This window comes from Povalibacter sp. (assembly GCF_036735925.1).
Taxonomy (GTDB): Bacteria; Pseudomonadota; Gammaproteobacteria; order Steroidobacterales; family Steroidobacteraceae; genus Steroidobacter.
The window spans coordinates 1-20,948 of the sequence record NZ_DAINNK010000062.1 but is presented as its reverse complement, the minus strand read 5'-3'; the positions used below and the strand labels follow the sequence as shown (position 1 = coordinate 20,948).

The following is a 20,948-nucleotide window of genomic DNA, read 5'->3' as shown; positions in this document are numbered from 1 at the left end:
TTCACTGACGCACATAGCGCAGGTGTGTGGCGGCCGGACCCTCGAGAACCCTGTCGATGCGAAACTGCGGCGCGGGCTCGCGCAGGTTGTCGAAGAGACGCCGCCCGCTGCCGAACAGCACGGGCGCCAGGGCGATTTCCAGTTCGTCGACGACGCCCTGATTCAGATACTGCTGGATCACATCCGCTCCACCCGCGATACGGATATCGCGGCTGCCCGCGGATTCCCGCGCGAGATCCAGGGCACGCGCCGGCCCGTCATTGATGAAGAAAAAAGTCGTCCCGCCGGGGCGCACCCAGGGTTCGCGTTTCATATTGGTAAGAACGTATACCGGCGTATGAAACGGCGCCTCTTCTGGCCAGGCGCGCTCGCCCTGGTCGAACATTCGCTTGCCCATGATGTTGGCGCCGATGCGCTCCGTGGTGCGGCGAAGCAGATCATTCACCGGGCCGGTCTCTCCCCCGGGTCCGAGCTTCAGGTTCTCGCGCAGGTACCGTTGATTGAGGGCCCAGCCCATCAACGCGCCCCACTTGGCGCCCCAGTTCTTGTACTCGGGATTCTCCATGGTCATTCCTTCCGGTGCCATGTAGCCATCGAGGCTGAGACCGATGCTGACGAATACCTTGCTCATGATTCTCCTTCGCAGACGCCGCCGCTGCGCCGTCGTTCCTGCGAGGACGAGCGAGGCAGTCCGACTCCGACACGATCGCTAATCCCACATCGCCCGCAACCTGCCGCCCGCATCGATGCGAGCACCTGAATCCGCCCGCGCTGCCTCTCGTACGCCCAACGGTTGCTGCGGCCACGTCCGCGCCTCGAACAGTTTCAGCAGCTCATCCGTCAGGAAGCGGCTGCGTGCGCCGTAGACATGCCTGTCGCCGGTGCGGCTCTGCTGCGTGATGTAGTAGCGCAGCGGCGCGATCAGTTGCAGGTCGTGTTTCGCGCGCGTCATCGCGACATACAGCAGGCGGCGTTCTTCCTCGATGGTCTCGCGCTTGCCGGTGGCGTGCTCGTTGGGGAAGTTGCCGTCCGCGACATTCAGGACGTACACCGAATCCCATTCCTGGCCCTTCGCCGAATGCACGGTCGAGAGGATCAGGTAGTCCTCGTCGAGATGCGGCGCAGCGGAAAGATCGCTGCTGACCTGCGGCGGGTCGAGCGTGAGTTCGGTGATGAAGCGTTCGCGGCTCTCGTATTGCAGGGCGATCTTTTCGAGCTGGTCGATATCGCCGCTGCGCACCGCGGCGGCGTCATACAGTCGCTGCAGATGCGGTTCGTACCACTGGCGCACGCGCTGCATTTGGCCCGCCCAATCGCTCGAACCGCTGAGATCGCGCAGCAACGACATCAGGGCAGGCCAGTCTTCTGCTGCCGCCGTCGGTACTTGATAGCTGGTCAGCGTATCGAGCGCATGGCCGCTGGCTTCGAAAACCTTGAGGCAGCGATCGGCATGCGCGGGGCCGAAACCGGCCAGCAGCTGCAGTACGCGAAAACCCGCGAGTCGATTGCGCGGATTGTCGATCCAGCGCAGCACCGCGAGCACGTCCTTGACGTGGGCAGCTTCGAGAAACTTCAGGCCGCCGTACTTGGCATAGGGAATGTTGCGCCGGATGAGTTCGAGTTCCAGCACGTCGCTGTGATGCGAGTTGCGCATCAGCACCGCCTGCTTGCGCAGCGCCGTTCCCTGCTCGCGCGCGGCGAGGATCTGTTCGACGACATACAGTGCCTGCGCGTGATCGTCCTCCACACTCACATAGCGCGGCTTGTGTTGCGATGCCCGCGGCGAATGCAGCTGCTTCTGGTACTGGCGATCCGCATCGCGCATCAGCGCATTGGCGGCATCGAGCACGGGTTGCACCGAGCGGTAGTTCTGTTCGAGCGTGACGATCTGCGCCGGCGGCGCAAAACGCTGCGGAAACTGCAGGATGTTCTCGACGGTCGCGGCGCGGAAGGAATAGATCGCCTGCGCGTCGTCGCCGACGACGCACACACCGGTGCCCGCCGGCTTCATCGCCAGCAGGATTTCCGACTGCAGCGTGTTCGTGTCCTGATATTCGTCGACCAGCACATGATCGAAGCGTGCACCGACGTCGCGGGCGAGCTGCGGTTCCTGCACCAGCACATGCCAGTAGAGCAGCAGATCGTCGTAATCGAGCAGTTGCTGCGCCTGCTTGGTCTCGACATAGCGCCGGAACAGGCACGTGAGTTCATCGCTCCATTCGGCACACCAGGGAAAGGCATCGTCGAGCGTCTGTTGCAGCGGTTGTCGTGTATTCACGCGATGCGAATAGATCGCGATGCAGGTGTCCTTGCGCGGAAAGCGCTTTTCCTTGCGGGCGAGGCCCAGGTCCTGGCGCAGATAGTCGATGAGGTCGGCGGCGTCGCCGCGATCGATGACGGAAAACGTGGGATCGAGACCGAGCGTCGGTGCGTATTCGCGCAGCAGGCGATTGCCGATCGCGTGAAACGTGCCGGACCACAGCAGTCGCGTGGCATTCGGATGAAATGCAGCTCGCCCCGGTTGCTGGCGCAGCGATTCATTGGCGATGGTTTCGGCCCGTCGCAGCATTTCCTGTGCGGCGCGGCGTGTGAACGTCAGCAGCAGGATGCGCTCGGGAGATACGCGATGCAGCAGCAGGTGCGCCACCCGGTGCGCGAGCGTATTGGTCTTGCCGGTGCCGGCGCCCGCGATGATCAGCAGCGGATCGGACTCGATGCCCTGCGAGGTCACGCGACCGAAAGTCGCGGCGCGCAACTGTTCTGTGTTGAGGCGGTGACCGAAGGTCGTTGCGGGAGAGTCGAGCTGCGCATTCATGCGCAGCGATCATAACGGGAGCTGTATATAAAGCCAGTCGAAGCCGGCGATGCATTCTCTTCCTGTGGGTCAGGCTTCAGCCTGACTTCCGAAAAGAGGCCGGCTGAAGCCGGCCCCACAGTAAGAAGCCCCCCACCCTAACCCTCCCCCGCTTCGCGGAGGAGGGGATCAGACGGCAATCAACGCAGAAATCCTAAGTGCAAGAAGGCCGGCTGTGACCGAAGGGAATGGATAAACCACTTCCTTCGGTCGTCCCGCGGGAAAGCCGGCCTCACAGCAAGAGCCAACGATCCATCAGCCGGAGCCTTCGATCACCACCTCGGTCTCGGTGATGTTGCCGAAGGCCGGGGCGCCCGGCGTCTTCATGAGCTTGATCGTGAAGCGGCGTTCCGGCCGGCCCTCGCGCGCGGGAGTGATCGGTATGAACAGGCTGCGCACGTCCTGCCCGTCGTTGAAGCGGGCCATCTGTACCGCGGGCTGCTCATAGTCCACACCGGGCTTCGCCGTTCCCGGCGCGATGCGCCAGGCGAACGGCGCACTGCCGTCGGTGGAACGATTGCGGCGCAGGTTGACCACTGCCATGTGCTGACCGGCGCTGACCCGAATGCGGGCCGACTGGAACGAAATGAGTCCGGCAGCCGCAGGCACGACAGCGCGGCGTTCGACGGGAACGCTGGGCAGCGGCAGGTCGGCGAGCGGCGGGATCGCGATGTCGACGGGCGCTTCTGCGAGCGCCTGCAGGCGTTGCGCCGCCAGATGGTCGCGCTCCAGCGAACGCGTCACGACCAGACGCGAGGCATCCGACACCTGCAGCAGTCCCCAGGCCGTGATGCCCACGGCGACGATCGCCATCGCCGGCACGGCCTCGCGCCATCGAGGCGCGCGCTGCGTGAGCCACTGCGCGACTGGCAATCGTTGCCGCGGCGGTTGCGGGCTGGCGAGCGAGCCGATGCTGTTGCGCAGTTCGCGCCAGTGCGGCAGAAGGCGGATTTCCTTGCGCCAGCGAGGGCGCTCACGCGCCGCGATCGCGCGAAGTTTTTCGCGGCAGCGCGTGCTCGCTCGCGAAAACGTGGCGAGTGCCTTGTGCCAGTCGACGCGGCGCACCGGCGGAGCCGATGCGGGAGGATCACTCGACGCGACCGCCGCAGCATCGGCGGGCTGTCCGGCAACGGGGGCCGCGGCTGTCGGCAATGTTCCGATGTGCACCTGCTGATGGAGGGTCGCCGCGGCGGCGGGCTGCACGTCCGTCCAGCGCAGCGCGATTTCGTTGCGCCAGTGAAGCTGCGGAATCCATTCGTTTCGCAATGAAGGTGTGGCGGCTGCAGTCGAAGCCGTTGCCAGTGCCGGTGGAACAGCCGGCGTTCGCCGACTGCGCCGCACTCGATTCAGCACGCGGGCATTGCTCCAGCGCAGCTGACTGAGCCAGGGAACGGCGCGCGGCGGCGACGGTGCGGCTTCGTTCTCTTCGTTCGTCGATTCCGCAATCGTTGCGGCGGGCGGCGCGTTCGCCCCTGCAGATTCTTCCAGTCGGGGCTTGGGTTCGAGCCATTCCGGCGGAATGGCCCTGCTCCAGCGTTCCCGTGCAGATGCGTCGGGCGCGGCGGGGCGGGACAACGGCGGCGCGGTCGTCGTCGCAGGAGAGGGTGATGCAGCGTCCTCGTCGGTACCGACCCAGTCATCGGGCACTTTGCCGGCGAACTGCGCAAAGGCGCGGCTCAGTTCCTCCGGTGTCGCAGTGCGACGGAATTCGCGACGCGTGTCCGTCGGCTTGCGTTCGCGCGTATGCGCGTGCGAGGCGCCGTTCGAGCGTCGACGTGCAGCGCCCGGTTCCGGATCGGGCGCAGCGGGTCGTGGCGGGCGCGAGTAAGCCGCGCTCGCGCGTACCTGCGCAGCAGTCAGGGAATCGAGAAACTCGCGACCGTTCGACGGCCGCTGCTCGCGTTCCCAGGACAACATGCGGGCGATGACGCCGAAATGCCGTGCCGGGATGCTCGGCTGCCAGATCGGCCGCCAGCCCTCGTCGCGGGCTTCGAGCGACGACTTCGATCCGAAGGGATGCTGGCCCGTGAACAGTTCATAGGCCACGCAGCCGAGGCTGAACAGATCGTCGCGCAGATCGGCCGGCTGCTGCTCCAGCATCTGCGGACTGGCGTAGGCCGGCGTGAGGAAGCGGTCGCGTGCCGCGTCGGCGGGCTCGTCCTTGTCGGGAACCGAACCGAAATCGAGCAGACGCGCGGCGCCCTGCGCGTCCACGAAAATGTTGCCGGGCTTCAGATCGCCATGAATGACGCCGTGATCGTGGGCGCAGACGAGCGCCTCGGTGCATTCGGTCAGCAGGCGCAGCGCCTCGTCGGCGGGCAGTCCCGGCGGACTGTGCTGCTGCAGATGCAGGAGGAGCGGCTCACCCTGCAGCAGTTCCATGGTGATGAACCACGTGCCTTCGTCGCAGTCGAGATCGAACACGCGCACGATGCCGCGATGCGTGAGGCGCTGCATGTAGCGGAACTCGCGGATCAGGCGTTCGACGCGCGCCTTGTCGCTGAGCAGCGCGCGATTCAGCACCTTCACCGCGACCTTGGCGTCGGCGGCGGGACCGTGCAGGCGATGCCGATCCAGCGCACTGAACACCGTGGACATGCCGCCGCTGCCGATCGCCCGCTCGATCAGATAACGACGACTCAGCACCGTGCCGACTTCGATGACGCGCGTATCGGCGGCAACGGGCGTCTGATTACCCGGCGAGATCGTCGGCGCTTCGTCCGCGGCGATCCGCTCGGTCGCGGGAGCGCGCGCCGCCGCACACGAGGCGGACTGCGAAGGAAAAGGAGGCGCTTGCGGCTCGGCCATGGGACGCACGAACACTGGGACACCGCGGCCCCGTCCCCTGCAATACACCCGATTCGTCGTTGCGGTTCCTGCGCCGTCTACGGATCAGGACGTGGCTGTCGGTAAATGACCGTCAGCGTTCATTTCAGATAGCGATCGAACCAGCCCAGGTAGCGCTCCATCCGGTCGCGCAGGTAGCTCGGCTTGCGCAGCCCATGGAACTGGCCCGGGTAGATGACGAGCTGGGTATCGACGCCGGTGCTGCGCAACGCCTGGTACATCTGTTCCGAGTTCAGCAGCGGCACGTTGAAGTCCTGCTCGCCGCACAGGAACAGGGTCGGTGTGCGGATGCGATCGGCATGCAGCAGCGGATAGGCATTGCGCAGATAGACATCGAGATTCTTCCAGGGCGTGCCGAGTTCGGCTTCGTACTCGCGCACGTACATGTCGGTGCCGTAGCCGGCGAGCGCATTGCCGATCGACGCGCCGCTGGTCGCGGCCTTGAAGCGCGCGTCCTTGGCGATGACGTAGTCGGTGAGAATGCCGCCGTAGCTCCAGCCGCCGACGCCGAGTCGCGCGGGATCGGCAATGCCTTGCGCAACGGCGTAGTCGACGACGGCGAGCACGTCTTCGGTGTCCTTGCCGCCCCACTCCGCCCAGATGGCTGTCGCGAACGCTTCGCCGCGACCGGAGCTGCCGCGCGGATTCGCCGCAACGACGACGTAGCCCTGCGACGCGAAGATCTGCCACATCGGCATGAAGGCATTCGCGTACTGCGACACCGGGCCGCCGTGGATCTGCAGGATCGTCGGATACCGTTTGCCCGCGACGTAGTCCGGCGGCGTGACCAGGAAGCCGCTGATCTGCGTGCCGTCCTTCGACTTCACGGAAATTTCTGCGACTGACGCCAGCGGCAGCGTCGCGAGCCAGGCGTCGTTGTGATGCGTGAGCTGGCGCGACTTGCCGCCTTCGAGCGCGAAGATCTCCGCCGGCCGGTCGACCGTGCTGTCGAGAATGGCGATGCGGTTCTTCGGGCCGACATCGTACTCGGCCGTCTCGCGCCGTCCTGCGAGCAGTCGTTCGAGTCTGCCGGTCGCCGCGTCGACGCGCGCCAGGTGCTGGTTGCGATCGTCCTCGATGAAGGCGTAGATCCATCTGCCATCGGCCGACCAGCGCGGCGAAATCAGATTTCGATCGATGTCGTCGCTGATCATGCGGGCCGCACCCTCGAGCGGCGCGATCATCAGATCCTGCTGCGCGTAGTAGATGAGCCTGGGATCGCGGTTCACCGACAGCACCAGTGCGCGACCGTCCGGCCGCCACGCGGGCGTCGTCATCCAGCCCGAATCGCCGGCGTCGCCATGAAACACCGTGACCAGACGCGGTTCGCTGCCGGCGCGCGGCGCGATGACGAACAGGCCGTTGTCGTTGCTGCGATCGGGATCGGCACCACGCTTGCTGACGAAGGAAATCAGCGAACCGTCCGGCGACCACGCCGGCAGATTCTCGTCGAAGGCGCCGGGCGTCAGCAGCTCTGCCTTGCGCGAAGCGACGTCGAACACATACAGATGCCGGCGCAGCGCACCGAGATAGCCGGTTTCATCTTCCTTGAAGTAGAAGCGGTCGATGACGATCGGCGGCGGTGTCTTGTCCTTGTTCGCCTCGGTCGGCCGATGCGGATCCTCGTCCATCACGATCAGCGCGATGCGCCTGCCGTCGGGCGACCATTCGTAGTCGAGCACGTCGCCCTTGAACGAAGTGACGACCTGCGCTTCGCCGCCGCTGCGGTTCATGAGCCACAGTTGTTCGGGTTCGTCCTCGCCGCCGCGCGCCGAAAGAAAAGACAGGTACCGACCGTCCGGACTCCAGCGCGGCGCGTGTTCGCTGTCCTCGGAATTCGTGAGCTGCACGCTGCGCTGGCCGTCCCAGCTCGTCATCCAGACATGCGTGACGCGCTTGTCTTTCTCGAGATGGGCGCTGCGGACGGTATACGCCACCCAGTTGGCGTCGGGGGAGATCTGCGGATCGGCGACCTCCTGGATGCTGTTGATGTCGGCGGCCGTGAGTGCGCGCCGCGTCGCGTCGGCGGCCGGACTCGCGTTGCATACAAGAACCAGCAGGGCGATGCAGGCGATGGAACGCAGCATGTTGTCGTTGTCCGATGCGACTTTGCGATGAGCCTGTCGCAGCATGTAATCCGAGTCAAACGGGCTTCGGCCCAATGGAACTGACTTAAGGATTTGCTCTGCCTGTGGGGCCGGCTTTAGCCGGCGTCTGAGGAGTCAGGCTGAAGCCTGACCCACAGGAAGAGTGCTGTCGCGATGCGTGCGGTACCGACACTTCGGTGCCTTGCGGATTTCATCGCGCATTATGTGACGCGTTCGAGCCGGCCCGTATTGCGCTGCCCGGAAACCGGCCGGTAGGCTAGTTTCGTTGGTTGCGATTCGCGATGGGTTGGGCGACCCGCGACATCGCATCACGAGGGCCACCGTGCGACACCTGCTCGCGACATGGCTGCTCTGCCTGGTCGGTCTGTCGTGGATCGTCGGCGCAGCGGCAGCCGGGACCGATCCGACTCTGCAGATGCTGTCCGCGGACGCGAGCGATACGGACATCCTGAGCGGCGCCCACGATGCGCAGTTCGTTCCCTTCGATTTCCGTCAGGCGCGACGCGCCGGCGGCGTTTTCTGGTTGAAGATGGAGCCGCTGCCCGCGGCTTCGCCCGGCGCGGCGGCGACGATCAACATCACGCATGGACGTCACCTGCAGCTGCAATTGTTCAGCGGTCGCGAACCGCTGCAGCAGGCGACCTCGCTGCCCGGCTTTCGCAGCGCCATCGAAGAAGTCTTTCTCGCACCGGCCGGGAACGATCCCATTTACGTGCGCGTCGAGCCGCAGGGCCGCGGTCATGAAGTGCTGAAGGTCGACGGCGCATCGCTCGATGCGACGCTCGCGCGCAGCGCCGAACACGCGCGCATGATCGCGCTGACGTTCGGTGCGCTGATGGCGATGGCGCTGTCGGCATTTCTGATCTGGTTCGTCCTGCGCGAGAAGCTGCTGCTGCTCTATGCCTCGCTGTTCTCGCTGCAGGCGGTGTACATGGCCTTCCTCTCGGGCGAGGCCTTCGGCTGGCCGGTGTTGTCGTCGCTGCTGCCGGTAGCGTCGTATACCTGGAACGTGACTGCCGCGCTCAGCGGCGCCATCGCCTGCCTGTTCGTGCGCGAGATCGCCGACCTGAAGTCGTTCTCGCCGCGCGTCTACGCGGCCTTCGGCTGGGTCGCGTTCGGGTTCGTGGTGCTGGCGGCCGCCAACCTGCTGCAGCAGGTCGGTCTCGGCCCGATCGTCGCGATGGTGGGCAACCTGGTGTTTCTCGGCGCCGCGGTGTTCACGCTGGTGGCCGCGTTCATGGCCTGGCGACGCAGCAATCGCGCCGCCGGTTTCTTCCTGCTCGCGTGGGGATTGCTGGAAACGTTCACCATCGCCACGGCGCTGCGCCTGTTGCTGACCGATCCCGAAGGCGCCGAACTGCTGCTGTTCTACGGCCTGCCGTTGTCGATGGTCGCGGCGGCCGTGCTCATCGCGCTCGGCGTGGCGGATCGCCTGCGCGATCAGCGCCTGGCATTGAATGAGGCGGAGCGTCGCGCGCAGACCGATCCGCTGACGGGCGTGTTGAACCGGCGCTCGCTGGTCGAACGTCTCGATGCGGCCTGCCTGCATGCACAGGCGCGCGGCCTGCCCATCGCATTGCTGTTCATCGATCTCGATCACTTCAAGCAGATCAACGATTCCTTCGGGCATCTTGCCGGCGATGCCTGCCTCAAGGCCATCATCCCGCCGCTCCAGGCAGAGCTGCGTCAGTCGGATGTGATCGGTCGTTACGGCGGCGAGGAATTCGTCGTCATCCTCAGCAGCGCCGATGCATCGGCCGCCGAGCCCATTGCCGAGCGCATCCGCCAGCGCGTCGCCGATGTCCGCGTCGAAGGCTTCGGTCAGCCGATCCAGGTCACCTGCAGCATCGGCATCGCCACCAGCGACATGCTCGGCGTGTGGGGCGAACATCTCATCGCGCACGCCGATACCGCGGTGTATGCCGCGAAGCGCTCCGGCCGCAATCGCGTGCAGCTGGCGCTCGCGGCCTGAAGAGGCGAGAAGAATTTCCACGGGGGAGGAAAGGGGACACGGGGAACACGGGGACAAGAAAAGGATTTTCTATGAAGAATGATTTCTTCCGAACCCCGTGTTCCCCGTGTCCCCCGTGGAAAATCTTCTTTCTCTGGCCTCTGTGTACTCTGTGATCTCTGTGTGAAACTTCTTGCCCTGAAGACCACAAGAACAGCAGGAGCGGGACCCAATGCAGGCGGACAAAGAACCGTCGTCGACAGGGATGACGTGGGCGCTGGCGATCCTGTTCGCCGTCATCGGCGCCGGTATCCAGGAAAACGCGGGCGGCTTCATCATCGGTGCGATGCTCGGCGTGCTGTTGGCGCAGGTGCTGCATCTGCGCGCCCTGGCGAAAATTCATCGCGACCTCATCGATTCGCTGCGACAGTCGCCGCCGCCATCGCGGCCCGAACAGCCTGCAGCCGAGCCGGCCAGGCCGCGCACGACCGAACCGTATCGCGCCCCTGTTTTCGACAGGACGCCGGATACCTCGATACCGTCTGCGCCTGCGGCGCCGATGTCGACGGTTGCTGCTGCGCCCGCGCCGGTTGTAGCGGCACCAGCGGCACCGCGTCTTCCGCCGCTGCCGCGCAAACCGCCGGAACCCTCGTTCATCGAATCGCGCATCGACGATTTCATCCGCTGGTTCAAGGGTGGCAATCCGCTGGCGCGCATCGGCATCGTCATCCTGTTTTTCGGCGCCGCCTTCCTGGCGAAGTACGCCGCAGAGAACAGCCTGTTCCCGATCGAGCTGCGCTTCATCGCGCTGGCCGTCGGTGCTTTTGCCCTGCTGATCGTCGGCTGGCGACTCAAGGACAAACGGCCGGTCTACGCGCAACTGCTGCAGGGCGGCGGCATTGCCGGGCTGTATCTCACGGTGTTCGCCGCGAGCCGCCTGTATCACCTGCTGCCGCTGGGACTCGCGTTCGGATTGCTGGTGGTGATCGCGGTCACGGCCGGCGTGATCGCGGTGGCGCAGAACTCGCTGTCGCTGGCGGTGATCGGTACGGCGGGCGGTTTTCTCGCGCCCATCATGGTCTCGACCGGCAGCGGCAATCACATCGCGCTGTTCACGTACTACGCCATCCTGAATCTCGGCGTGTTCACGGTCGCCTGGTTCCGCACCTGGCGCGCGCTCAACGTGCTGGGCTTTCTGTTCACGTTCACCATCACCAGCCTGTGGCGTGCCTCCGGTTACGAATCGCACGATCTGTTCAGTGCCGATGCGTTCCTGATCCTGTTCTTCCTGCAGTACGTCGCGGTATCGATCCTCAACTGCGTGCGCCAGCCGCCGGATCTGAAAGGCTACGTCTCGGGTTCGCTGGTGTTCGGACTGCCGGTAGTCGCATTCACACTGCACGCAACGTTGGTGGCGAAGTTCGAATACGCACTGGCGTGGAGTGCGCTCGCGCTCGGTACGTTCTATCTCGCGCTCGGCTGGAGCCTGTGGCGTTCGCGGCGCGAGTCGTTCCGGCTGCTGGTCGAAGCCTTCGCCGCGCTGGGCGTGATCTTCGCCAGTCTCGCCATTCCGCTCGCCTTCGATACGCGTACGACCGCGGCGATGTGGGCCGTCGAAGGTGCGGGACTGTTCTGGCTGGGCATGCGCCAGCAGCGCAAGCTGGCGCGGGCCTTCGGCGCCCTGCTGCAAGTGGCAGCGGGTGCGGGCTTTCTCATCGGCCTGCCCGACTATCACGGGACGCAGCCGCTGCTGAACAGCCTGACTCTCGGCGCCGTGATGCTGGCCGTCTCCGGCCTGCTGACGAGCTACTGGCTGCATCGCCATCGCGAAACGCAGGCGTCGTACGAGGCGGGCTGGGAGACCGGTTTTGCGTTGTGGGGGCTCGTGTGGTGGCTGTTCGCAGGTGTGTACGAGATCGATCGGCATCTGTCGATGGCCGACACGGGCGCGATGCTCGGCTATGCGGCGCTGACCGCGATGCTGCTGGCCTGGATCGGCATCAAGGTACGGTGGCGCCTGGCCCAGACGCTGGCGCTGTCTGTCCCGGCCGCTGCCGTGCTCGCGGGACTGCTGTATTCCGTGGATGCATCGCATCCGTTCGCGCACTGGGGAGAATCGGGATGGATCACGGTGCTCGCCGTGCACTACGGCCTGCTGTACCTGCACGATCGCGGCCGGCTCGATACGAGTGCCGTCGCCGCGTCGGTGCTGCACGCCGGCGCGTACTGGGTGCTGACGCTGCTCATTGCGTGGGAAAGCAGCTGGCAGATCGATTTCCACGCCAGCGGCGTATGGCCGCTGCTGCCGTGGGGACTCGCACCGGCATTGATGCTGGCCTTCGTCGGACGTCGCCGCCTGATTCCCGCCTGGCCGGTGGCGCAGTTCGCGCAGACGTATCGGGTGCTCGCTGCGTTTCCGTTGGCCTTCGCGACCGGCGCGTGGATCGTGTTCATGAATCTCACGAACGCGGGCGATGCCGGCTGGCTGCCGTATCTGCCGCTGCTGAATCCGCTCGATGTCGGCGTGGCGCTGTGCCTCGCGGCGCTCGGACTGTGGTGGACGTCGCTCGATGACGAACAGCAGTCGGCGCTGTGGAGCGATGACCGCGCACCGATCATCGTTGCAGCGGTGCTGACGTTCCTGTGGCTGAACTCGGCGCTGCTGCGTTCGCTGCATCACAACTTCGGTGCGCCGCTGACGTTGCGCGGCATGGCGCACTCGACGCTGGTGCAGGCGTCGCTGTCGATCTTCTGGGGCCTGCTCGGCTTCACGGCGATGACGGTCGCGGCGCGCCAGAAGTGGCGTTACGTCTGGCTGGTGGGCGCGGCGCTGATGATTGTCGTAGTGGCGAAGCTGTTCCTGGTCGATCTGTCGAGCATCGGCACGATCGCGCGCATCGCTTCGTTCCTGACGGTGGGCGTCCTGTTGCTGGTGACCGGTTATCTCGCGCCGCTGCCGCCGCGGCACGACGGCGAAGAAGTGACGGAGTGAGATCGTGACCAGGGAAAATTCCATGAAACAGGTGCGCGGGATTCTGACGCTGGTGCTGGGCGCGACGGCGATCGGCGCGGTCGCAGCGCCGCGCACGGATGACTACGTGCGCGGCATCGAAGTCAGCACCTACGAGCAACGCCCGCTGGTCGAACTCGTGCTGCCCGACGAGGTGTATCAGGGCGTGACGCGCGCCGATCTCGGCGACCTGCGCGTCTTCAACGCCGCGGGCAGCGCCGTGCCGCATGCCTTCTGCGCTTCGCCGGCGGCAGCCGAGCCCGTCGTGAGCAGCGAATCGCTGCCCGTATTCGATCTGCAGGCCGGCGTGCCGGCGACCACCACCGGCGCGACGCACGTCGAAGTCGAAACCGCGGGCGGCACGCAGGTGCGCATCCAGGAGAGCGAACCGGCATCGACCGACGCGCCGCGCACGAAAACGTGGGCGCACGTGATCGATGCCCGCGGCGTCGAAGACAGCCTGCGTTCGATCGAGTTCGACTGGACGAGTCCCGACGGTGCCTCGCAGGCCAGCGTGCGCATCGAGGCGAGCGACGATCTCGACCAGTGGCGCACGGTAGTCGGTTCCACCACCTTGCTGCGCGTCACGCGCGACGGCCAGCAGCTGCAGCGCAAGACCGTGCCGGTGATCGAACAGCGCTATCGCTTCCTGCGCGTCGTGCGCACCGACGGCGGCCCGGCGCTGCAGATCGCGCAGGTCACGGCCGAACGCGTCGCGCGGGCGCAGGAGATCGAGCCCGTCTGGTTCACGGCGAATCCGCAGGAGCCGGTCGATGCCGCGCATCTGCGCTTCGATGCCGCGCGGCTCGCGCCGGTGACGTATGCGCGGCTGGTGTTGCCGGAGCCCAATTCTTCGGTGCGCGTGAGTCTGGAAAGTCGTGCCGACGAGCAGGCTTCCTGGCGAGCGCGCTGGTCCGGCGAGGTGTATTCCATCGTCAAGGACGGCGAGCGACGCGTAAGTCCGCCGGCCGAACTCGATGGCGGGCACGACCGCTACTGGCAGATCACGAACACCCAGACCGCCGCGACTCTCGATCCGGCGACGGGCCTCGAGCTGGGTTATCGCCCCGCGCGCCTGCGATTCCTGGCCCAGGGCGATGGACCGTACCTGCTGGCCTTCGGCAGCCGCCGCGCCGAAACGGCGCCGATCCAGCAATGCGCGAACCTGTTGTCGGACGTTCGCGGCGAGGATCTCGATCAGCTCATCGGCTCGGGCGTCGTGGGAACGTCGCGCACGCTGGGCGGCGAAACGGCGCTGAAGCCGCTCCCCAAGCAAACCCCGGTCCGGCTGGTCATCCTGTGGGGCGTGCTGATCGTCGGTGTCGGGTTGCTGGTGGCAATGGCGCTGGCGCTGCTGAAGCGGGTGCGGCAGAACTGAACCGGCCGCCACGTGGTATTCAGACTATTGCCTTAACTTCTGGTAAGTGTCTAAATTTATATAGATAAATTTAGACTTTTCTATTCAATTCCTATTCAATGACGGCATGGACGCCGCCCTATCCAATCTGCTGGCCGCCGGAAGTCGCACCGGAGTCGAACTGCGCGAGGCCCTGGGCATTTCGCAGCCGACCCTGTCGCGGGTGCTGCGAAGTTCGCGCGACGAGATTGCCGTGCTCGGTCGCGGGCGCAATACCCGCTATGGCCTCTATCGCCGCATTCGCGACCTGCCGCCGGAACTGCCGGTGTTGCGTGTCTCGCAACGCGGTGACATCGAACGCATCGCCTCCCTCATCACGATCGCGCCGGATCGATTCTGGTTCGAGGATCATCAGCAGCCCGCGGCCAGCCGCGAGTTTCCGTCGCTGCCCTGGTTCATGACCGACATGCGGCCGCAGGGATTTCTTGGGCGGCTGTTTCCGCAGCGCTACGAAGACCTGATGCTGCCGGCGCGCATCGTCGACTGGAACGAAGATCACGCGCTGTATGCGATCGCGCGACGCGGCGAAGACCTTGCGGGCAACCTGCTGGTCGGCGAAGAGTCGCACGCGCGCTGGCTGGCTTCGATGCATGACACTGAAACGATTGCGCCGGGTGATCGTCACGTCCGCTACCCGCAGCTCGTCCGGGATGCGATCGAAGGCCGCATCGCCGCGTCCTCCGCTGCCGGCGAACAGCCGAAATTCACGGCAATCATCGGTGAATCCGCCGCCAGCGCCCGGCACGTGCTGGTGAAGTTCACGCCGTCGCTCGACACCGCCAGCGGCAGGCGCTGGGCGGATCTGCTCATCACCGAGGAAATCGCAGCGAGCGTGCTGCGTGCCCATGGCATTCGCGCGGCGACGTCGATCTGTTCCGTCTACGGCGAGCGCGCGTTTCTGGAAGTCGAACGATTCGATCGCATCGGTGCGCGCGGGCGACTCGGCGTCATTTCGCTGGGCGCACTCGACGATGAGTTCGTCGGCGAACGGATCGGCTGGTCGCAGTCGGCCGCGGCGCTGCTGCGGGCACAGCTGATCGATGCCGACGCTGCGCGAACGCTGCGCTGGCTGAATGCGTTCGGCGCGATGATCGCCAACACCGACATGCATCTGGGCAATGCTTCTTTTCTGCATGAAGGCAGCGCGCGGTTCGAACTTGCACCCGCCTACGACATGTTGCCGATGTTCTATGCGCCCGTCGGCAACGAAGTCCCGGCACGCCGGTTCGCACTGCCGGCGCCGACGCCGGCCACGGCCGACCAGTGGCGTGCCGCCTTGCCTGCCGCCCGGACGTTCTGGCAGGCCGTCGCGGATGACGCCCGTGTTTCACCGGAATTCCGTGCGCTGGCGGGCGGTCACGCCGTCATGTCATGAGCTGTCGGACATTGCCTGAATCCAGCCGCGAACCGGGCGCCGCCCAGTGCCCGACGGCCGGGATTTCGGCCTAGAATCCCGCCCCCGATCCCTGGGGCCTGTGTATCCATGCGTTTTCCCGACCCTTTCGACGTCATCGTCATCGGCGGCGGCCATGCCGGCACCGAGGCCGCGCTTGCCGCGGCGCGGATGGGATCGCGCACGCTGCTGCTGACCCAGAGCATCGAGACGCTCGGGCAGATGAGCTGCAATCCGGCCATCGGCGGCATCGGCAAGGGTCATCTGGTGAAGGAGATCGATGCGCTCGGCGGCGCGATGGCGCGGGCGGCGGATCGGGGCGGCATCCAGTTCCGCACACTCAATGCCAGCAAAGGCCCGGCCGTGCGGGCGACGCGCGCACAGGCCGATCGCGTGCTCTACAAGGCGGCGATTCGCGGGATGCTGGAGAACCAGCCGAATCTGACGCTGTTCCAGCAGGAAGTCGCCGATCTCGTCATCGAGCAGGATCGGGTGCGCGGTGCGGTCACGCAGACGGGTATCGAGTTTCGCGCACGCGCGGTGGTGCTGACGGTCGGCACGTTCCTCGGCGGCAAGATCCACGTCGGCCTCACGAATTATCAGGGCGGTCGCGCCGGCGATCCGCCCTCGAACAAACTCGCCGAGAAACTGCGCGCGTTGCCGTTTCGTGTCGGACGGCTCAAGACGGGCACACCGCCGCGCATCGACGGTCGCACGATCGATTACGACGGCCTGCTGGCACAGCCGGGCGATGAGCCCACGCCGGTGTTCTCCTATCTCGGCCGTCGCAGCGATCATCCGCGCCAGATCCTGTGTCACATCACCGCGACCAACGAACGCACGCACGAGATCATTCGCGCCGGCTGCGATCGTTCGCCGATGTTCACGGGCGTGATCGAAGGCGTCGGTCCGCGCTACTGCCCGTCGGTGGAAGACAAGGTGCATCGCTTCGCCGACAAGAACTCGCACCAGATCTTCATCGAGCCGGAAGGGCTCACGACGCACGAGATCTATCCGAACGGCATTTCCACCAGCCTGCCATTCGATGTGCAGTTCGATCTGGTGCGCTCCATCAAGGGCTTCGAGAACGCGCACATCACGCGGCCCGGCTATGCGATCGAATACGACTACTTCGATCCGCGCGACCTGCACGCGAGCCTGGAAACCAAGTTCATCGGCGGGCTGTTCTTCGCCGGCCAGATCAACGGCACGACCGGTTACGAAGAAGCCGCCGCGCAGGGCATTCTCGCGGGCCTCAATGCGTCATTGCAGGTGCAGGGTCGCGAAGCCTGGTCGCCGCGCCGCGATGAGGCGTACATCGGCGTGCTCGTCGACGATCTGATCACGCGCGGCACCAGCGAGCCCTATCGCATGTTCACCAGCCGCGCCGAATACCGGCTGCTGCTGCGCGAGGACAATGCCGATCTGCGTCTGACGGCGAAGGGCCGCGAACTCGGACTCGTCGACGACGAACGCTGGGCGTTCTTCGAACGCAAAGTCGCGGCGGTGTCTGCGGAGACGGCACGACTCGACGCCGTCGTCGTGCATCCTCACCAGATCACGGAAGAGGAAGCCGTCGCCGTTCTCGGCGCGACGCTGCCGCGCGAAGCTCATGCGTATGCATTGCTGCGGCGTTCGGAGGTGACGTACGAAGCGCTGACGGGTCTGTCGGCCGTCGATCGTCCGCAGTGGATGAAAGAACCCGACGCCGATTCGCGTCTGATCGAGCAGGTGCAGCTGCAGCTCGAAGTACAGGCGAAATACACCGGCTACATCGATCGCCAGCAGGACGAGATCGAACGTCATCGCCGTCACGAAGAAACGCGACTGCCCGCCGACATCGATTTCGCGAGCGTACGCGGCCTGTCCACCGAGGTTCGCCAGCGACTGCAGGCGGCGCGGCCGGATACCCTGGGTCAGGCGGCACGCGTGCCGGGCGTCACGCCGGCCGCCATTTCGCTGCTGCTGGTTCACCTCAAGCGCCGTTCAGCCGGTTCCCGTTCGCAGCTTGCGGGCTGACCTGCCCGCGTGCGGCGGAGGATGCCTGTCCCGCCACTCAGCATTCGTCACATTCCGTCAAATCGGCGGCGCGACTCGCGGGCAAGGTGTGATTGCCTTCATCGTTTGATCGCCGACCGTCCTGCTACGCTGCGTTCCGCGCACCCCGTCCACCCATGCGTTCCCGGGTAACACGACGTTTATGGTCTGGTTTCTGATCTTCGCTGCCACTGTTTTCGCCCTGTATTTCTGGTTCCAGTACCAGGCACAGCAACGCGAGGAGAACAGTCCTCTGGCGAGCCATCGCACTGGCCACAATCACATCGGCCAGGTGGTGGTGCTCGAACAGGGATTGCAGAACGGTACCGGCCGTGTGCGTCTCGGCAATCGCGAATGGCCGGTCCGCGGCCCGAATCTGCCCGCCGGCGCGAAAGCGCGCGTGACGGGAGTGGATGGGACGATTCTGCTGGTGGATCGGGTAGCGGCGTAGTCTGCCCAGGCCGGCTGAAGCCGGCCCCACAGTTAAGAGAGTCGGTGGGCTCAGCCGGCTCTCATCCGCAGCCCTGTTCTTTCTTCGCCCGCTCGCTGTTCTGCTGCCACAGCGTTTCTCCCTGCGTCTTCGCCTGTTCCAGGATCGAAGGCGGCTGACCTTTCTCCAGCATGCCGATCGATTGCGAAAAGACGACCGCGTTCTGGACGTAGGCGTCGCCGGTACAGCCGGTTTCATTGAGTCGATCGCCGTAGTACTGCCAGCCGAGCATCTGCACGCGCGTCTGCCGATTGCCCCAGGGCATGCGCATCATCGAAGTGAATGCGAGCGGTTCGCCGTCCTTGGCCGCATCGAAGCCGAAGGGCGCGGCGCCGCCTGAATCGGCGGGATGGCCGTCGCAGCCCGTGGCCATGCAGTTGGCGAGTTCGACCTTGGCGCGCGGCAGCGTGCGGCCGGCCTGCTTGAACAGCAGGCGGATCGAAGAAACGTTCTCGGTGGTCTGACCGCGCTGCACGGCAATCAGGCGGCCCATCGCCATGGCCTGCTGCGCGGGCGCGTAGTTCCTGTCGACGGCCTGCTGCAGAAAGGCCTCGCGCTTCGCCGGATCGCGCACGAACTGCGCGAGCTCGGTGGCGCTGGCGGGATCGCCCGCCTCGGCGGCCTGACGCAGCCGCGATTCGATGCCCTGATAGTCGAACGGCGCCTGGCTGCAGCCCTGTCGCGCGCGTTCCTGATAGCTGCGCTCTGCATTCAGCACGCCGGCGATGCGCGCGAGTTTTTCCGTCGACACCATCGGCGCGAAACGCGCGAGCTGCGCCGGGATGTCCGCAGGCCGCGACTGCGAGATGCGATTGCACCAGTGCTGGATGCGCACCAGTGCGATCGTCGCATTGCGATCACCCGCGACACTGCGCTGACTCAACTGACCGATCGCGGCATCGGCCGAGCCCGCGCCCAGCGACTTCAATGCGTCGTCGCCGATGCCGAGTCCGACCAGCAGGCGTTTGTGCGCGACGTACTGCAGGCGTTCGTAGAAGGCGGTTTCGTCGGTGGCAGTGACGGTCGCCTGTGACGGCTCGGCGGCGGGCGCGTTCTCAGGTTTGGGAATGTCGATGGCGAAGGAGGCAGTGCACGCGAGCAGTGCGGTGAGGCCCGTGAGCGAAATGCCACACGACACGCCCCCTCCCTGCCCTCTCCCCTCGCTGGGGGATTCCGTCGCGCTTGCGCGCTCCTCCTCCCCGCAAGCGGAGGAGGGTGAAGAAAAGCGTCCCCTCCTCCGCGCAGCGGGGGAGGGACAGGGTGGGGGCTGCGTCGTCGCGCACATGAGCTACGGAGCAACGATGAGGTCGTACTCGATCTGCACGTTGCCGTTGAACGTCATCTGTCCGCTCTGATAGCTCTCGGCGGCGCCGGCGGAATCGGCCGCCATCGCCATCGTCTTCATGCGCGACATGACGGGCACCGGAACGAAGCCGGAGCTGGCGGAAATCGTGCGCGCAGCGCCGAGTCGCGCGCCGGCGGCCTTCGCCACGGTTTCGGCATTGAGCCGTGCGTCTTCCACCGCCTTCGCCAGCGCGCTGCGTTCCAGGTCGCGACGCTTGCTCGATTCCAGCCGCGGATCGCCGAGCTGATTGACGCCGAGATCGGTCGACTTCTCCAGCAGCGTGCCGAGCTTGTCGAGATCGCGCAGGTCCACTTCGACCTGCCGCGAGACGAAGTAGCCGATGAGATTGCGTTCCTTGGCGTTGTTGTCCCAGTTGTATTCGGGCTGCACGCTGATGCGCGTGGCGCGCACATATTTCTGATCGATCTTGAGATCGCGCGTGAGCTTCAGCACGGCTTCGACCGTCTTGGTGACTTCGGCGCGTGCATCTTCCAGGCGCGGTTTGCGCGATTCGACACCGAGCGTGACGATGGCCTGATCCGGTTCGGCCTGCACTTCGCCCTGGCCGGAGACGGCGACGATGCGCGGACGTTCCGCCTCGGCCGCGAGCGTGGCTGCAGAAAAGACGCTCGCACCGATCGCAAGACTGAGTGCCGGAAGCAGGTGACGGAATACTCGCTGGTTCATGTGGGGGATCCTTCGTTGTTGCTGACAGGGGGCTGCACACGCAGTTGCAGGCTTGGTCCGTCGCCATCGCTCAAGAGTTCAACGCCGCGCGCAGTATCTGGCGCACTGCGAAAAAAGTCTGTTGCGGTTAACCCAGCAGCGTGGGGATCAGCGTTCGTAGTCCGGATCGGTCCCGTTGCAAGGCTTCACCGCGCCCGGCAAGGATCGCCTGCAGATCGGTCACGGCGCGTTCGAACTCGTCGTTGACGACCACGTAGTCGAATTCGTTCCAGTGCGACATGTCGTCGATCGAATCGCGCAACCGTCGTGCGATCACTTCGTCCGAGTCGGTCTTGCGATCTCGCAGCCGTCGTTCGAGTTCGGCGCGCGACGGCGGCAGGATGAAAATGGAGAGGGCCTGCGGCATGGCGCCGCGGATCTGTTGCGCGCCTTGCCAGTCGATCTCCAGCAGCACGTTGTCGCCGGCATCGAGCATCGACTGCACCTGGGACTTCGAGGTGCCGTAGAAGTTGTCGAAGACCTGCGCGTGCTCCAGGAAGTCGCCGCGCTCGATCATGGCCTGGAACGTCGGCTTGTCGACGAAGAAGTAGTCGTACGTGTCCTTCTCCGTGGCGCGTCGTGCCCGCGTCGTATAGGAGATCGAAAAACGCAAGGACGGCAGGCGCTTCATGACTTCGCGCACCAGCGAAGTCTTGCCCGCACCCGATGGCGCGGCGATCACGAACAGCTTGCCCTTCTCGCCCTGCATGTCCTGCTATTCCACGTTCTGAATCTGCTCGCGCATCTGCTCGATGATCACTTTCATGTCC

The 20,948-nt window shown here is 65.5% G+C and carries 13 protein-coding genes; 6 read left to right on the top strand and 7 right to left on the bottom strand.

The annotated features are described in order from the left end of the window. Position 1: 1 nt before the first annotated feature. The 4 genes from V7D81_RS17145 to V7D81_RS17130 all read right to left on the bottom strand — a co-directional run bounded on the left by V7D81_RS17145 (position 2) and on the right by V7D81_RS17130 (position 7,833). The gene (locus V7D81_RS17145) at positions 2–631 is read right to left on the bottom strand and encodes a dihydrofolate reductase family protein (RefSeq protein WP_324318488.1); all 630 of its coding nucleotides are present in this window, start codon (positions 629–631) and stop codon (positions 2–4) included. Between the two features lie 78 nt (positions 632–709). Then, the gene (locus V7D81_RS17140) at positions 710–2,815 is read right to left on the bottom strand and encodes an ATP-dependent helicase (protein WP_324318486.1); all 2,106 of its coding nucleotides are present in this window, start codon (positions 2,813–2,815) and stop codon (positions 710–712) included. Positions 2,816–3,109: 294 nt separating this feature from the next. After that, the gene (locus V7D81_RS17135) at positions 3,110–5,662 is read right to left on the bottom strand and encodes a protein kinase domain-containing protein (RefSeq protein ID WP_324318484.1); all 2,553 of its coding nucleotides are present in this window, start codon (positions 5,660–5,662) and stop codon (positions 3,110–3,112) included. 119 nt (positions 5,663–5,781) lie between these two features. Continuing rightward, positions 5,782–7,833: a S9 family peptidase gene (locus V7D81_RS17130; RefSeq protein WP_324318482.1), complete on the bottom strand. Its 2,052-nt coding sequence runs from the start codon at positions 7,831–7,833 to the stop codon at positions 5,782–5,784. Between the two features lie 298 nt (positions 7,834–8,131). Between V7D81_RS17130 and V7D81_RS17125 the strand changes: the two genes are divergently transcribed. From V7D81_RS17125 to V7D81_RS17100, 6 genes are all read left to right on the top strand, one after another. Next, positions 8,132–9,781, top strand: coding sequence for a sensor domain-containing diguanylate cyclase (locus V7D81_RS17125; protein ID WP_324318480.1), 1,650 nt, complete (start codon positions 8,132–8,134; stop codon positions 9,779–9,781). A gap of 211 nt (positions 9,782–9,992) precedes the next feature. Next, positions 9,993–12,752: a DUF2339 domain-containing protein gene (locus tag V7D81_RS17120; protein ID WP_324318478.1), complete on the top strand. Its 2,760-nt coding sequence runs from the start codon at positions 9,993–9,995 to the stop codon at positions 12,750–12,752. Between the two features lie 22 nt (positions 12,753–12,774). After that, a complete protein-coding gene (locus tag V7D81_RS17115) occupies positions 12,775–14,148 on the top strand; it encodes a DUF3999 domain-containing protein (protein ID WP_324318476.1) in 1,374 nt (457 codons plus the stop codon). A 106-nt stretch (positions 14,149–14,254) separates the two neighbouring features. Next, a complete protein-coding gene (gene yjjJ / locus V7D81_RS17110) occupies positions 14,255–15,562 on the top strand; it encodes a type II toxin-antitoxin system HipA family toxin YjjJ (RefSeq protein WP_324318474.1) in 1,308 nt (435 codons plus the stop codon). Between the two features lie 108 nt (positions 15,563–15,670). After that, a complete protein-coding gene (gene mnmG, locus V7D81_RS17105; protein WP_324318472.1) occupies positions 15,671–17,599 on the top strand; it encodes a tRNA uridine-5-carboxymethylaminomethyl(34) synthesis enzyme MnmG in 1,929 nt (642 codons plus the stop codon). A gap of 181 nt (positions 17,600–17,780) precedes the next feature. Continuing rightward, positions 17,781–18,068, top strand: a complete 288-nt coding sequence (locus V7D81_RS17100) for an NfeD family protein (RefSeq protein ID WP_324318470.1) — start codon at positions 17,781–17,783, stop codon at positions 18,066–18,068. A 61-nt stretch (positions 18,069–18,129) separates the two neighbouring features. On the opposite strand, the gene V7D81_RS17095 is transcribed toward V7D81_RS17100, so the two are convergent. The 3 genes from V7D81_RS17095 to gmk all read right to left on the bottom strand — a co-directional run bounded on the left by V7D81_RS17095 (position 18,130) and on the right by gmk (position 20,887). Continuing rightward, entirely contained in the window at positions 18,130–19,245 is a 1,116-nt protein-coding gene (locus V7D81_RS17095; protein ID WP_324318468.1) for a hypothetical protein, read from the bottom strand. Between the two features lie 150 nt (positions 19,246–19,395). Further along, positions 19,396–20,139: an SIMPL domain-containing protein gene (locus V7D81_RS17090; RefSeq protein WP_324318466.1), complete on the bottom strand. Its 744-nt coding sequence runs from the start codon at positions 20,137–20,139 to the stop codon at positions 19,396–19,398. A 127-nt stretch (positions 20,140–20,266) separates the two neighbouring features. Beyond that, positions 20,267–20,887 (bottom strand): guanylate kinase, encoded by a 621-nt coding sequence (gene gmk / locus V7D81_RS17085; protein ID WP_324318464.1) that lies wholly within the window; start codon positions 20,885–20,887, stop codon positions 20,267–20,269. Positions 20,888–20,948 lie beyond the last annotated feature (61 nt).

Coding starts and splice junctions, on each gene's coding strand:
- V7D81_RS17145 (WP_324318488.1), bottom strand. CDS start 631: ATGAGCAAGGTATTCGTCAGCATCGGTCTCAGCCTCGATGGCTACATG.
- V7D81_RS17140 (WP_324318486.1), bottom strand. CDS start 2,815: ATGAATGCGCAGCTCGACTCTCCCGCAACGACCTTCGGTCACCGCCTC.
- V7D81_RS17135 (WP_324318484.1), bottom strand. CDS start 5,662: ATGGCCGAGCCGCAAGCGCCTCCTTTTCCTTCGCAGTCCGCCTCGTGT.
- V7D81_RS17130 (WP_324318482.1), bottom strand. CDS start 7,833: ATGCTGCGACAGGCTCATCGCAAAGTCGCATCGGACAACGACAACATG.
- V7D81_RS17120 (WP_324318478.1), top strand. CDS start 9,993: ATGCAGGCGGACAAAGAACCGTCGTCGACAGGGATGACGTGGGCGCTG.
- V7D81_RS17115 (WP_324318476.1), top strand. CDS start 12,775: ATGAAACAGGTGCGCGGGATTCTGACGCTGGTGCTGGGCGCGACGGCG.
- yjjJ (WP_324318474.1), top strand. CDS start 14,255: ATGGACGCCGCCCTATCCAATCTGCTGGCCGCCGGAAGTCGCACCGGA.
- mnmG (WP_324318472.1), top strand. CDS start 15,671: ATGCGTTTTCCCGACCCTTTCGACGTCATCGTCATCGGCGGCGGCCAT.
- V7D81_RS17100 (WP_324318470.1), top strand. CDS start 17,781: ATGGTCTGGTTTCTGATCTTCGCTGCCACTGTTTTCGCCCTGTATTTC.
- V7D81_RS17090 (WP_324318466.1), bottom strand. CDS start 20,139: ATGAACCAGCGAGTATTCCGTCACCTGCTTCCGGCACTCAGTCTTGCG.
- gmk (WP_324318464.1), bottom strand. CDS start 20,887: ATGCAGGGCGAGAAGGGCAAGCTGTTCGTGATCGCCGCGCCATCGGGT.